General features: G+C 41.0%; 15 protein-coding genes and 2 pseudogenes. 16 read left to right on the forward strand and 1 reads right to left on the reverse strand.

Going from position 1 to position 12866, the window contains the following annotated elements:
- Positions 1-31: 31 nt before the first annotated feature.
- From HUW50_RS10015 to rpsI, 15 genes and pseudogenes are all read left to right on the forward strand, one after another.
- Positions 32-694 carry an adenylate kinase gene (locus HUW50_RS10015; RefSeq protein WP_066330406.1) on the forward strand — a complete coding sequence of 221 codons (663 nt, stop codon included), beginning with the start codon at positions 32-34 and terminating at the stop codon, positions 692-694.
- The gene (gene map / locus HUW50_RS10020) at positions 681-1427 is read left to right on the forward strand and encodes a type I methionyl aminopeptidase (protein ID WP_066330405.1); all 747 of its coding nucleotides are present in this window, start codon (positions 681-683) and stop codon (positions 1425-1427) included. The genes HUW50_RS10015 and map overlap by 14 nt, the downstream gene beginning before the upstream one ends.
- A 161-nt stretch (positions 1428-1588) precedes the next feature.
- Positions 1589-1758: pseudogene (locus tag HUW50_RS27510) on the forward strand (KOW domain-containing RNA-binding protein); the annotation flags it as partial.
- Positions 1736-1954 carry a translation initiation factor IF-1 gene (gene infA, locus HUW50_RS10025; RefSeq protein WP_010191517.1) on the forward strand — a complete coding sequence of 73 codons (219 nt, stop codon included), beginning with the start codon at positions 1736-1738 and terminating at the stop codon, positions 1952-1954. The pseudogene HUW50_RS27510 and the gene infA, both read left to right, overlap by 23 nt.
- 36 nt (positions 1955-1990) lie before the next feature.
- On the forward strand, positions 1991-2104 hold the full coding sequence (gene rpmJ / locus HUW50_RS10030; protein WP_003156543.1) for a 50S ribosomal protein L36: 114 nt from the start codon (positions 1991-1993) through the stop codon (positions 2102-2104).
- Positions 2105-2126: 22 nt separating this feature from the next.
- On the forward strand, positions 2127-2492 hold the full coding sequence (gene rpsM, locus HUW50_RS10035; RefSeq protein ID WP_066330404.1) for a 30S ribosomal protein S13: 366 nt from the start codon (positions 2127-2129) through the stop codon (positions 2490-2492).
- Positions 2493-2513: 21 nt separating this feature from the next.
- Complete coding sequence (rpsK, locus tag HUW50_RS10040; RefSeq protein WP_066330403.1) at positions 2514-2903, forward strand: 30S ribosomal protein S11; 390 nt, start codon at positions 2514-2516, stop codon at positions 2901-2903.
- Positions 2904-3083: 180 nt separating this feature from the next.
- On the forward strand, positions 3084-4028 hold the full coding sequence (locus HUW50_RS10045) for a DNA-directed RNA polymerase subunit alpha (RefSeq protein WP_066330402.1): 945 nt from the start codon (positions 3084-3086) through the stop codon (positions 4026-4028).
- A gap of 118 nt (positions 4029-4146) precedes the next feature.
- The gene (gene rplQ / locus HUW50_RS10050) at positions 4147-4542 is read left to right on the forward strand and encodes a 50S ribosomal protein L17 (RefSeq protein ID WP_066330401.1); all 396 of its coding nucleotides are present in this window, start codon (positions 4147-4149) and stop codon (positions 4540-4542) included.
- 246 nt (positions 4543-4788) lie between these two features.
- Positions 4789-5628 (forward strand): energy-coupling factor ABC transporter ATP-binding protein, encoded by an 840-nt coding sequence (locus HUW50_RS10055; RefSeq protein ID WP_066330400.1) that lies wholly within the window; start codon positions 4789-4791, stop codon positions 5626-5628.
- A complete protein-coding gene (locus HUW50_RS10060; RefSeq protein ID WP_185653870.1) occupies positions 5604-6470 on the forward strand; it encodes an energy-coupling factor ABC transporter ATP-binding protein in 867 nt (288 codons plus the stop codon). Before HUW50_RS10055 ends, HUW50_RS10060 begins: the two co-directional genes overlap by 25 nt.
- Positions 6467-7264: an energy-coupling factor transporter transmembrane component T family protein gene (locus HUW50_RS10065; RefSeq protein WP_066330398.1), complete on the forward strand. Its 798-nt coding sequence runs from the start codon at positions 6467-6469 to the stop codon at positions 7262-7264. Before HUW50_RS10060 ends, HUW50_RS10065 begins: the two co-directional genes overlap by 4 nt.
- A 9-nt stretch (positions 7265-7273) precedes the next feature.
- Entirely contained in the window at positions 7274-8014 is a 741-nt protein-coding gene (gene truA, locus HUW50_RS10070) for a tRNA pseudouridine(38-40) synthase TruA (protein WP_066330397.1), read from the forward strand.
- A 153-nt stretch (positions 8015-8167) separates the two neighbouring features.
- On the forward strand, positions 8168-8605 hold the full coding sequence (gene rplM, locus HUW50_RS10075) for a 50S ribosomal protein L13 (RefSeq protein WP_066330396.1): 438 nt from the start codon (positions 8168-8170) through the stop codon (positions 8603-8605).
- Positions 8606-8625: 20 nt separating this feature from the next.
- Positions 8626-9018: a 30S ribosomal protein S9 gene (rpsI, locus tag HUW50_RS10080; protein WP_066330395.1), complete on the forward strand. Its 393-nt coding sequence runs from the start codon at positions 8626-8628 to the stop codon at positions 9016-9018.
- 105 nt (positions 9019-9123) lie between these two features.
- Here the strand turns inward: rpsI and HUW50_RS10085 are convergent.
- Positions 9124-9288, reverse strand: a pseudogene (locus tag HUW50_RS10085) (tyrosine-type recombinase/integrase); the annotation flags it as partial.
- Between the two features lie 209 nt (positions 9289-9497).
- Here HUW50_RS10085 and HUW50_RS10090 point away from each other — a divergent pair.
- A complete protein-coding gene (locus tag HUW50_RS10090) occupies positions 9498-12680 on the forward strand; it encodes a hypothetical protein (protein WP_066330394.1) in 3183 nt (1060 codons plus the stop codon).
- Positions 12681-12866 lie beyond the last annotated feature (186 nt).

A 12866-nucleotide genomic window follows, 5' to 3' on the forward strand; every position in this document is an offset into this window, starting at 1 on the left:
CTCAAAATAGAGACTGAGGGGGGGAATACAAATGAATTTAGTATTGATGGGCCTTCCAGGTGCTGGTAAGGGTACTCAGGCTGAACGTATTGTCGAAAAATACGACATCCCTCATATCTCAACAGGAGATATGTTCAGAGCTGCTATGAAAGAAGAAACAGAACTAGGTTTACAAGCTAAGTCATTTATTGACAAAGGTGAACTTGTACCAGATGAAGTGACCATAGGTATTGTTCGTGAACGTTTGGGAAAGAATGATTGCCAAAATGGGTTCCTTTTAGATGGTTTTCCTAGAACTGTTGCTCAAGCAGATGCGCTTGAGGGTATTCTAGCAGAACTAAGCAAACAGATTGATTATGTAGTCAACATTGAAGTAAATAAAAATATCCTTATGGAGCGCTTAACGGGTCGTCGTATTTGCAAAGACTGTGGAGCAACTTATCACTTAATATTCAATCCGCCTGGATCTCAAGGTGAATGTGATAAATGTGGTGGAGAGCTTTACCAACGTGCAGACGATAACGAAGAAACGGTTGCAAATCGTTTAGAAGTTAACCTTAAGCAAACTGAGCCATTATTAAACTTTTATAACGATAAAGGCTATTTAAGAAATATTAATGGTGAACAGGATATAGATAAAGTTTTTGTTGACGTTAATCAGCTGCTTGGAGGATTAGTGCATGATCATTTGTAAGACTCAGCGTGAACTTGAGATTATGCGAGAAGCTGGTCGAATTGTTGCTTTAACACACCAAGAGCTGCAAAAATATATAAAACCTGGTATCTCTACAAAAGAATTGGATGCAATTGCCGAAAAGTATATTCTCGGATGTGATGCAATTCCATCTTTTAAAGGGTATAATGGTTTCCGCGGGAGCATTTGTGCTTCTGTTAATGAAGAGCTCGTTCATGGAATACCTGGTGATCGCGTATTGCGTGAAGGAGATATAATTAGCATCGATATTGGTGCTAAATACAATGGTTATCATGGTGATTCTGCTTGGACCTATGCTGTAGGTACAATTTCTGATGAAACTCAGCAACTTTTAGATGTTACTGAGAAGTCTTTATATATAGGACTTAAAGAAGCTAAACCAGGTGAAAGACTTTCAAACATTTCTCATGCAATTCAAACTTATGTTGAAGAACATGATTTTTCTGTTGTTAGAGAATATGTCGGTCATGGTGTTGGGCAAGAATTACATGAAGATCCGCAAATTCCCCATTATGGTCCACCTAATAAAGGTCCAAGGCTTAAGCCTGGGATGGTATTAGCTATTGAACCAATGGTAAATGCGGGTACCCGTTATGTTAAAACATTGGCAGATGATTGGACGGTCGTTACAGTTGATGGCAAGATGTGTGCTCATTTTGAACATACAGTTGCTATTACTGAAAATGGCTATGAAATCCTAACAAAAGCCTAACCAGAAGGTGACATTGCTTGAACGAACCTAATTCGATTCCATGCATATGTCAATTTGTCTTAATTTAGTCAAGTACTATATGCCATATTGATTGGAATTTTCGGATGTCATTTCGTTTAAAATGCTTATGGAGAGAAGTGATAATTTGACTCTCCAAGTAGAAGAATGTTCATCATCTAGAATTCTTTACCTGAGTATCTCCGGAAGTTCAGAACAGTATAGTGGAAACAGGTCGTGTGACAAATGGAAGTTCAACATTAAGTTTGTCAATGAGCAAGTTACTGATTTTGAGAAGGGAGAACAGTTCGATGGCGAAAGACGATGTAATTGAAGTAGAAGGCACTGTCATTGAAACATTGCCAAATGCAATGTTCAAGGTAGAACTTGAGAACGGTCATACGGTATTAGCGCATGTTTCTGGAAAGATTCGCATGCATTTCATTCGTATTTTACCTGGAGACAAAGTAACGGTAGAATTATCTCCATATGATTTAACTCGTGGAAGAATTACGTACCGTTTTAAATAATTTAGCACTCCGTACTACTAAGGAGGTATTAAGATCATGAAAGTCAGACCATCTGTTAAACCGATTTGTGAAAAGTGTAAAGTCATTCGCAGAAAAGGCAAAGTCATGGTTATTTGTGAGAATCCTAAACATAAGCAAAAACAAGGTTAATCTATAAGGAGGTGCAAGCTTAATGGCTCGTATTGCAGGTGTTGATATTCCTCGTGACAAACGTGTTGTCATTTCATTAACATATATCTTCGGTATCGGACGTCCAACTGCTGAGAAAGTTCTAGCACAAGCTGGAGTTTCTGAAGATACTCGTGTACGTGATTTAACGGAAGAAGAGTTAGGAAAAATTCGTGATGTAATCGATAAGCTTAAAGTTGAAGGAGATCTTCGTCGTGAAATCTCTTTAAACATTAAACGTCTAATCGAGATCGGTTCATTCCGCGGTCTTCGTCACCGTCGTGGCTTACCAGTTCGTGGACAAAACACGAAAAATAATGCTCGTACGCGTAAAGGACCACGTCGTACTGTTGCAAACAAGAAAAAATAATGTAAAGGAGGTTAACCAGTAATGGCACGTAAAACGAACACTCGTAAACGTCGTGTGAAAAAGAATATTGAGAGTGGAATCGCTCATATTCGTTCAACTTTCAATAACACGATTGTTACTATTACAGACACTCATGGTAATGCAATTTCATGGTCTAGTGCTGGTGCGTTAGGTTTTAGAGGTTCTCGTAAATCTACTCCTTTCGCTGCACAAATGGCTGCTGAAACAGCAGCAAAAGCATCACAGGAGCATGGTTTAAAAACACTAGAAGTTACAGTTAAAGGACCAGGTGCAGGACGTGAAGCAGCAATTCGCTCACTTCAAGCTGCAGGTTTAGAAGTAACTGCTATTAGAGATGTTACACCAGTTCCACATAATGGATGCCGTCCGCCAAAACGTCGTCGTGTGTAAATTTTCTGTATAGATTTTGTATCTCTGTCTATAATGGGTTATGATACAGTATATAAGTTCTAGCAGAATCACTTTGTTGTTGTGCACATTCGGGAACTTTTGAATGGGGAATTTCGGTTAGACGTTTTATCAAATTTCTAGTCTAGCCGGGGTTTCGACGTTTTGAAGGAGGGTTTATAGATGATAGAAATTGAAAAACCAAAAATCGAAACGGTTGAAATCAACGATGATACCAAATATGGTAAATTCGTCGTCGAGCCACTTGAGCGTGGATATGGTACTACTTTGGGTAACTCCTTACGTCGTATCCTCTTATCCTCACTCCCTGGTGCCGCTGTAACATCGATCCAAATAGATGGCGTACTTCATGAGTTTTCAACGATCGAAGGTGTTGTTGAAGATGTTACTTCGATTATCTTAAACATTAAAAAGCTTGCTCTTAAAATCTATTCAGATGAAGAAAAGACGCTTGAGATTGATGTTCAAGGCGAAGGAAGTGTAACAGCTTCTGACATTACTCATGATAGTGATGTAGAAATTCTAAATCCAGAACTTCATATTGCAACTCTTGCATCAGATGCTAGCTTTAGAATGAGACTAACAGCTAAGCGTGGACGTGGTTATACTCCAGCTGATTCAAACAAAAGAGAGGATCAACCAATTGGAGTTATTCCAATTGATTCAATCTTCACACCAGTTGCACGTGTTTCCTACCAGGTAGAGAAAACACGCGTTGGTCAAATTGCTAACTATGATAAGCTGACACTTGATGTTTGGACAGATGGTAGTACTGGACCGAAAGAAGCAATTGCTTTAGGTTCAAAGATTCTCACAGAACACTTAAATATTTTTGTTGGGCTTACTGATGAAGCTCAAAATGCAGAAATTATGGTGGAAAAAGAAGAGGATCAAAAAGAAAAAGTTCTTGAGATGACGATTGAAGAACTAGACTTGTCTGTTCGTTCTTACAACTGTTTAAAACGTGCTGGTATTAATACAGTACAAGAGCTTGCTCATAAAACAGAAGAAGATATGATGAAGGTTCGTAATCTAGGTCGTAAATCTCTTGAAGAAGTTAAGGCAAAATTAGAAGAACTAGGTTTAGGTCTTCGAAAAGACGACTGACGACTAGTTAGAAAATTAACTAGCGTTTTCGTATGTTTCAATAGATCATTTGTTTCTATCACGTTATATTAACATGTTCTAAAAAACATACATTATACAACGAAGGAGGGGACATCACATGTCATACAGAAAATTAGGTCGTACTAGTGCTCAACGTAAAGCTATGCTACGTGACTTAACAACTGATTTAATTATCAGTGAGCGCATCGAAACAACTGAAGCTCGTGCGAAAGAATTACGTTCTACTGTTGAAAAGATGATTACATTAGGAAAGCGCGGAGATCTTCATGCTCGCCGTCAAGCTGCTTCTTATGTACGTAACGAAGTGGCAGAGGTTGTAACTACTACAACTGAAGAAGGTAAAGAGAAGGAAAAACCAAAATATGCTTTAGAAAAGCTTTTCAGTGATATTGCTCCACGATACGAAGATCGTCAAGGCGGTTACACTCGTATCATGAAACTTGGACCTCGCCGCGGTGACGGTGCACCAATGGTTATCATTGAATTAGTTTAATATTACTTTTTTACTACAAGGGCGTGACAGTTGCAAAACTGGATCAATGCCCTTTTTTTATAGGATTAGAATTACATTCTAATTCATAGTTTCAGTGCTTAGCTTAGGCGCCTAGCTCTTTAGGACGCGTGAATAGGATTGGGGGAAACATGCCGCGAATCTTCTATTCACGTCGTCTATTTTGATAGAGGCTGAGTAAGGCGCTTGCGCTTATATTAGTATGAAAGAGTTTAGGGGAGACGAGCAATGAGTCAAACAATCATAGATGTAGAAAATGTAACCTTCCATTATCATCAGGAAGCTGCTCCTGCCCTAGAAAATGTTTCGCTTAATGTTAAACAGGGTGAGTGGCTTGCTATTGTTGGGCATAATGGTTCTGGTAAATCTACTTTAGCACGTATTTTAAACGGGCTATATATACCTGATAAGGGTAAGGTTAAAGTCTGTGGGATTGAACTATCTGATAAAACGATTTGGGACATTAGAAATCATGTTGGCATGGTTTTTCAAAATCCAGATAATCAGTTTGTTGGTGCAACCGTTAAGGACGATGTTGCCTTTGGTCTGGAGAATAATGGTGTACCACGAGATGAGATGGTTAATAGAATTGAGTGGTCTACTAAGCAGGTGAAAATGGACGCTTTTCTTGAGAATGAACCACATCATCTTTCAGGGGGGCAAAAACAACGTGTAGCGATTGCCGGGGTAATTGCTGTTCAACCTGACATCATCATTTTAGATGAAGCAACATCTATGTTAGACCCACTTGGTAGAAGTGAAGTTATACAAACAGTACGTGAGTTAAATAATCAGGGAGATCTAACTGTTATATCAATTACTCATGACTTAGAAGAAGCATCAAAAGCTGATAGAATGATTGTTATGAATGGTGGACACAAGTTCGCAGAAGGTACACCTGAAGAGGTTTTTATGCTTGATGATAAGCTTGTAGAGATTGGTCTAGATTTACCTTTCCCTTTTCAGTTAAGCAAGAAATTAAGAGCTGCAGGAGTTCCTATTCAAAACAACCATTTAACTGAGGAAGGTCTGGTGAATGAGCTTTGGACATTACAATCAAAAACTTAGAATATCGTTATCAGGCTCGAACACCATTTGAAAGACTTGCTCTCTATGATGTAAATCTATCGGTTAAGAAGGGAACGTATTTATCGATCATTGGACATACTGGTTCTGGTAAGTCAACGATTCTTCAGCATTTGAATGGACTATTAAAGCCTACAAAGGGATCAATTCAAATTGGAGAACACATTATTGAGGCGGGAAAAAAACAAAAGCATCTAAAGGTAGTAAGGAGCCTTGTTGGGATTGTTTTTCAGTTTCCTGAGCATCAGCTTTTTGAAGAAACAGTTGAAAAGGATATTGCGTTTGGCCCGATGAATTTTGGCGTAAGTGAAGAAGCTGCAATCATAAAAGCACGACAGACTTTAGAAATTGTTGGATTACCAGAATCAATTCTGCAAAAATCACCCTTTGATTTAAGTGGTGGTCAAATGAGAAGGGTTGCGATTGCCGGTGTATTGGCAATGGGTCCTGAAGTTCTTGTCTTAGATGAGCCAACTGCAGGTCTGGACCCTAGAGGTAGAAAAGAGATTATGGACCTATTCTATCGATTGCAAAAGGAGCAAAATCTAACGATTATCCTTGTTACCCATAGTATGGAGGATGCGGCTAAATATTCCGATGAGATCATTGTTATGCATAAGGGAACAATTGAAATGCACGGTACTCCAAAAGAAATATTTAGTAAAGCAGATAAGTTGTCAGCTCTAGGGCTGGATTTACCTGAAACAGTTAAACTTCAACGTCAATTAATCGATAGGGGTTTATCATTTAACGAGATTCCATTAACAATTGATGATACTGTTGCTCAGATAAAGGCTTTAATGGGTGAGGTGAACCCATTATGATGGATAGTATTATTATAGGGAAATATGTTCCTGGTCAATCGCTTATTCATAGGATGGATCCACGATCAAAATTAATGATGATTTTTGTGTTCGTTTTTATTGTATTTTTGGCGAATAATCTTTTAACTTACTTTGTACTCGGAATATTCACATTGGTTATAGTGGCACTCACAAAATTACCAGTGAGTTTTCTACTAAAAGGTCTTAAGCCTGTATTATGGATCATTTTATTTACGTTTATTCTTCATCTTTTTGTTACAAAGGAAGGAGAAATCCTATTAGATTTAGGTTTTTTTCGTATATATGAAGAAGGACTAAAACAAGGGATTTATATTTCACTACGGTTTTTATATTTGATTTTAATGACAACAATATTAACACTAACAACCACACCAATCGAAATTACTGATGGAATGGAAAGCTTGTTGGCTCCACTTAAAAAACTAGGGTTGCCAGTACACGAGCTTGCATTAATGATGTCAATTTCATTACGTTTTATACCGACATTGATGGAAGAAACAGATAAGATATTAAAGGCACAGATGGCACGTGGCGTAGACTTCACTAGCGGCCCCGTTAAAGACCGTTTGAAGGCTGTTGTACCTTTACTAGTTCCTCTCTTTATAAGTGCATTTAAACGGGCTGAGGAGCTTGCTACAGCAATGGAAGCTAGAGGATATAAGGGTGGAGAAGGCAGAACTAAGCTGAGGCAGTTAAAATGGGGCATTCTAGACACTTCAGTAATTTCGTTACTAGTCGCTTTAGGGTTAGTATTAATTTATTTACGGACATAGGAGCAGAAGATGAGAGTAAAATGTATTGTTTCTTATGACGGCACACATTTTAGTGGATATCAGGTCCAACCAAACAAAAGAACGGTTCAAGGCGAAATTGAAGAAGCTTTACTAAAGCTCCATAAAGGACAACCTATAAAAGTTCATGCATCAGGAAGAACCGATGCAGGGGTTCATGCTCATGGACAAGTATTTCATTTTGATTCCTGTTTAAACATCCCTGAGGAAAAGTGGCCATATGCTTTGAATAGCTTACTTCCTGAGGATGTTGTGATAATAGAAGCTAGCTATGTAAATCCAGATTTCCATGCGCGTTTTAATGCGACTGCTAAGGAATATCGCTATCGTATTAATCAACAAAAGGTGAAGGATGTCTTTAAGAGAAATTATAGCTTCCATTACCAGTATAAGCTTGATTTGAGCGCGATTAGACAAGCTTGTAACCATTTATGTGGGACACATGATTTTACAAGCTTCTGTGTGGCAAAAACCGAGGTAGACGATAAAGTAAGAACGATCTATTCAATTGAGATTATTGAAGATGATTCAGAAATTATTTTTAGTTTTATTGGTAGTGGTTTTTTGTATAATATGGTACGAATCCTAGTAGGGACATTGCTAGATGTAGGGCAAGGTTATACAGATCCCAATAGTATTCCTGTAATAATTGAGGGGCGTAACAGGAGCTTAAGCGGTAAAACTGTCCCTGGTCATGGATTATATTTATGGAAAGTTCATTATGACAACTAAACCAGGTGTAACATTTTCTTGACATTATGCTCTTTAAGTTATATCATATCTAATGGTATGTATTTCAACCCCACGAATAAGCCCCGGAAACTTATCGTGTTATGAAATAGAAGTAAGAACCAATATATTTTAATTTACTAGGAGGGAATAAACATGCGTACAACGTTTATGGCAAACGCTGGAACTATCGAACGTAAATGGTACGTAGTGGATGCTGAAGGCAAGACTTTAGGTCGTCTTTCAAGTGAAATTGCATCTATCTTACGTGGTAAGCATAAACCAACATATACACCACATGTTGATACAGGAGATCATGTGATCATTATCAACGCTGAGAAAATTGAATTAACAGGTAAAAAATTAACAGATAAAATTTACTACCGTCATAGTCAATTTCCTGGTGGTTTAAAATCAAGAACTGCATTGGAAATGCGTACGAACTACCCTGAAAAAATGCTTGAATTAGCAATCAAGGGAATGCTTCCAAAAGGATCTTTAGGACGTCAAATGGCTAAAAAATTACATGTATATGCTGGTAGTGAGCATCAACATCAAGCACAACAACCTGAAGTTTACGAACTTCGCGGATAATTATAAAGGAGGTTATTAATTTGGCACAGGTTCAATATTACGGTACTGGCCGTCGTAAAAGCTCAGTAGCTCGTGTACGTTTAGTACCAGGCGAAGGTCGTATCGTTGTAAATAATCGTGAAATTAAAGATTATATCCCATCAGCTGCATTAATCGAAGATATTAAGCAACCATTAAACTTAACTGAAACTGTAGGTAACTACGATGTACTTGTTAACGTTTCAGGCGGTGGAACTACAGGTCAAGCTGGCGCTATCCGTCATGGTATTTCTCGTGCTTTATTAGAAGCAGATCCAGAATACCGTGCAACTCTTAAACGTGCAGGTCTATTAACTCGTGACGCTCGTATGAAAGAACGTAAAAAATACGGTCTTAAAGGCGCTCGTCGTGCACCTCAGTTCTCAAAACGTTAATTATCAACGTTTCGAAGGCTCTTTTCACTTAGTGGAAAGGGTCTTTTTTATTCTTAAAAAGTGGTTTTGACCACATTTTGACCACGAAAAATTTTTGACCACATATTATAATTCAATGTACCTTTCAAATTTTTTGGCGGTTTGTTCTTTTAACGTATCTGTTACGTGTGTATAGATGTTCATGGTCATTTGAATGTCAGAGTGTCCTAAACGCTCCTGAACCCCTTTTATACTCGCACCAGCTTCAAATAAAAGAGAAGCATGGTTATTAAAAACTAAACATCTAAATTTTCGTATAACGAGAATTCTGTGATTCTACTTTATAAATCCGGGAATAATTCCCATTTACTTTAACTATCTATAGTAGTGTGTATTTTTCACTTTAATATGGAGGCGATAAGCTTGACAAACTGCCACACGTGTCTCATGAAGAATTAGCCAAAGTTTCTTCTTTGTACTTTTTCTTACGGAGGTAAAAAATGATGGAAATACGTATCGACACTAGCAGTCTGACGTACACGCAGTTCTTGATTCTTGGAGTACCTTCCGTATTGATGGAGGGTGCTGCTGCGCCGGCTATTCAGCTCGAGCCAGGTGAGTACGGCTTTCTGCAGCAGTCCGGTTTGCCAGCTAATTTCACATTCAAAGTCACTGCGGACGGACTGATTGACTATGACGACACATACGAGGGATTCCTTGACGGTCGCGGCACAAATACTTTAATCGTACGGGGCTTCAGTATAACACTCGACGCGAGGTCGCTCTCACACGACCTCCTGCCAATGGTAGCTGGTGCGGATGTTTTGTCCCGAGAACGTACCCACGATCTAACCCTTGTCCCGGCGATGGGATATGGCTTCCAGCCGGCATCGGGAATCGTAGCAGATTTCCATTTCGGCGTAACTGTCGATGGTCAGGTAATGGTAGATGAGCGTTATGCGGGATTCTCGGAGGTCAACGGAAGCTTTAGGAGTACGCTGATTATTAACGGGTACCGGATTACAATTGATGGACGTGCTCTCTCCCATGATCTCTTGCCGGTGAGCATGCTGGGCAACAGCGATATCCTGCCGCGTGAGCGTACGAATGAGTTCACCTATATACCAGCGGCTGGATATGGTTTCCAGCCGGCAGCAGGAATCGTGGCAGATTTTCAATTCCACGTAACTACCGACGGCAAGGTAGTGGTAGATGAGCGCTATGCGGGATTCGCAGTGGGCAGAGGAAGGACGCTGACTATTACAGGTTATCGAATCACAATCGATGGTCGTGCTCTCTCCCACGATCTTCTGCCGCTGAATATGCTGGGCAACAGCGATATCCTGCCGCGTGAGCATACCAATGAGTTCACCTATATACCAGCGGCAGGGTATGGATTCCTACCAGCGGCAGGAATCGTGGCAGATTTTCAATTCAAGGTGACTGTAGACGGTCAGGTAATGGTAGCAGCGCGCTATGCGGGATTTGCTTCAGGCACCGGGCGGACGCTCACCATTTACGGTTATAAGGTTACAATCGATGGTCGTACCCTTCCCCACGATCTCATACCGAGGAATATGCTGGGCAACAGCGAAGTCCTTTCGCGGGACCGTAGACATGATTTAACCTATATACCGGCGGGAGGGTATGGCTTTCTGCCGGCAATCGATACACTGGCAGATTTCGGCTTCAACGTAAACGTCGACGGTCAGATCTTTGTGGATCCGCGCTTCGCTGATTTTGCAAGCGCACAGGGCCGAATTTTAATTTTAGGTAGAAAACGAAAGCGAACACCTGCACAAAAGGTAGAGGATCTGTGCCAATTGATTGGCACCAAGGAGCCTATCCTGCCGGCATTAGCAGCTATTTGGCAGCGGCGTGAGAACGGTGAACCAAGCAGGAATACATTCGAAGAAGAACTTTACACGGTCTTCGGCAGCCTTAGCTCACAAAATCAGGAGGCATTGGCACACGGATTTGCGAGGTACAGCGAGTTCCGGGGGAATAATCTTGGTGATTGTTTTTTCGATGATCAACTGGCAAACGAACTAGTCAATCGGCCGCTTGAGAAGGCTGAATTTGCTTCCAAAATGATGCATTTGGGTCTTAAATTTGCCGGACAGCAATTATTTAACGGTTCAGGCGGTGATATGGGGCCCGGCCAGGTGCGCCCTTGGACCAGACCTCCCGCAATAGGAGAAGAAGTTACCACTCCGAATCCGCGGCCTTGGATAACAGCCATTCGGCCGGATGGTTCAAGCACCAACGAGTTCGGCAATACCGAAAGCTTTATAGCGGCACCAGGGGATTCTGTGGATTGGAAAGGCTATCAGTTCGCTCAAACATGCCGCTTCGAAACGAATGTATCAGGCGGAATTATAGCGCATTGCGACCGTGTACATCCTCCTCCGGGTTCTCCGGGCCAATTATTTGGTCCCGGATGCGAAGGCGGCAACTATTATCATATTCTGAATGATTGCCTTCGGATTCCCTCACAGCGTGCCGGCGGCTCAATCCGATTAAGAGGGTTCAATTTTATTACACCCTCAGTCAAAGTACATCTTCAGTCCAGAGATAATCCGCCGTTAACACCTATCATCCTGGAATGCGTTGTATGGGGTGATCGGAATAGACCGGTACATGACGAGCAAGGTAAGGTGATTGCCGATCTTCGAGTGTTTGACTGGGTTGACGTACCCATTCCGTCTGAACATCCTGATCGGCCGGGTTCGCCCCTTGCTCCAGGCCTATACGATATTTGGATTAGTGTTAAAGATCCATCCTCTACCCCGGAAAATCCTATTGTTCGGGAGTCCAATAGACTTGTGCTCAGGGTTGAACCAAACGAGAATGTACACTTTCTTTTAAGAAGCCAGCACGGCCGCTGCATAAAGGAAACCCCAGGCGGCGGTGACGATGAGATCTGGTGGGATGCTTTTGTCGGACATATCGTCCCAAACAAAATCCCTCTTGACTTAGAGGGAGGCACAGCGTTCCGTGTGGAAGAGATAAGTCGAAAGCCATTTCCTCGTGAACCATGGGAGGATATGGACGAAGGGGAATCTGCTAATTACAACCACAATATCTTTGGTCCCGGTCCATTCCAGCTGAACGGTGTTGTAGCCATTGCTTTCGTTGGCCTTGAAGTTGACAGCGAAGATGCCGCTAGTGAACAGCTCCAAGGTTTCTGGAACGCATACTTTGAAGCCTTTAAAGCAGTCGCGGAGGTCACTCTTGGGCTTGGGGGGCCTGGGTTGGTTACAACTCTTGCCGAAATCCTTAAAGAAGCTGGACTTGTAGCAGCAAAGGCAGCTGTAAGTGCCGCAATTGCAATTCTTGCTTATATTGCTGCCATTACTTTGATTACGATGGGATTGTGGGCTGTCTGGGCACCCGCCGATCTCATCGCTCTCGACATTTTTTATCTGGATGGCTTAACGGCCTGGGAGTACACGGATTCAAAGAAACCTCTTCCTTACGAAACCAAGCGTCAATTTGGTCCTGTCGAATCCGATGATAACGAAGTACTGATAACAGTCACCCAGCGAGCTTTACAAAAACGCGGAAACCCTGGTGAGGCAACTGCCACATGGGTTCAGGAAAATCAGTATGATGCAAAACATGATGGTGAAGATTTTGCTAGCTATGTATTGGAGTTTCGGCTTACTAGAACAACGGTTTAAAGGGTGTTTCACGTGTTTCTACCAATGTATGCCGTGGTCCGCACGGGCTATTTTATTCTTTTATAGTTGTTCCAGGGTGGTACCCTGATCCAGAAAACGAAAAGCCTGCAGCTAACTCCTACTGCAGGCCTTTCGTTTCTTTCATTTAAATTGGTCAAGCCTTTTTCTAGTAAAAATAACAAATTT

The sequence above is a fragment of the Metabacillus sp. KUDC1714 genome (assembly GCF_014217835.1).
Taxonomy (GTDB): domain Bacteria; phylum Bacillota; class Bacilli; order Bacillales; family Bacillaceae; genus Metabacillus; species Metabacillus rhizosphaerae.

What these genes read in the sequence shown, in the direction of transcription:
- HUW50_RS10015 (WP_066330406.1), top strand. Translation starts at nt 32, where the DNA reads ATGAATTTAGTATTGATGGGCCTTCCAGGTGCTGGTAAGGGTACTCAG.
- map (WP_066330405.1), top strand. Translation starts at nt 681, where the DNA reads ATGATCATTTGTAAGACTCAGCGTGAACTTGAGATTATGCGAGAAGCT.
- infA (WP_010191517.1), top strand. Translation starts at nt 1,736, where the DNA reads ATGGCGAAAGACGATGTAATTGAAGTAGAAGGCACTGTCATTGAAACA.
- rpmJ (WP_003156543.1), top strand. Translation starts at nt 1,991, where the DNA reads ATGAAAGTCAGACCATCTGTTAAACCGATTTGTGAAAAGTGTAAAGTC.
- rpsM (WP_066330404.1), top strand. Translation starts at nt 2,127, where the DNA reads ATGGCTCGTATTGCAGGTGTTGATATTCCTCGTGACAAACGTGTTGTC.
- rpsK (WP_066330403.1), top strand. Translation starts at nt 2,514, where the DNA reads ATGGCACGTAAAACGAACACTCGTAAACGTCGTGTGAAAAAGAATATT.
- HUW50_RS10045 (WP_066330402.1), top strand. Translation starts at nt 3,084, where the DNA reads ATGATAGAAATTGAAAAACCAAAAATCGAAACGGTTGAAATCAACGAT.
- rplQ (WP_066330401.1), top strand. Translation starts at nt 4,147, where the DNA reads ATGTCATACAGAAAATTAGGTCGTACTAGTGCTCAACGTAAAGCTATG.
- HUW50_RS10055 (WP_066330400.1), top strand. Translation starts at nt 4,789, where the DNA reads ATGAGTCAAACAATCATAGATGTAGAAAATGTAACCTTCCATTATCAT.
- HUW50_RS10065 (WP_066330398.1), top strand. Translation starts at nt 6,467, where the DNA reads ATGATGGATAGTATTATTATAGGGAAATATGTTCCTGGTCAATCGCTT.
- truA (WP_066330397.1), top strand. Translation starts at nt 7,274, where the DNA reads ATGAGAGTAAAATGTATTGTTTCTTATGACGGCACACATTTTAGTGGA.
- rplM (WP_066330396.1), top strand. Translation starts at nt 8,168, where the DNA reads ATGCGTACAACGTTTATGGCAAACGCTGGAACTATCGAACGTAAATGG.
- HUW50_RS10090 (WP_066330394.1), top strand. Translation starts at nt 9,498, where the DNA reads ATGATGGAAATACGTATCGACACTAGCAGTCTGACGTACACGCAGTTC.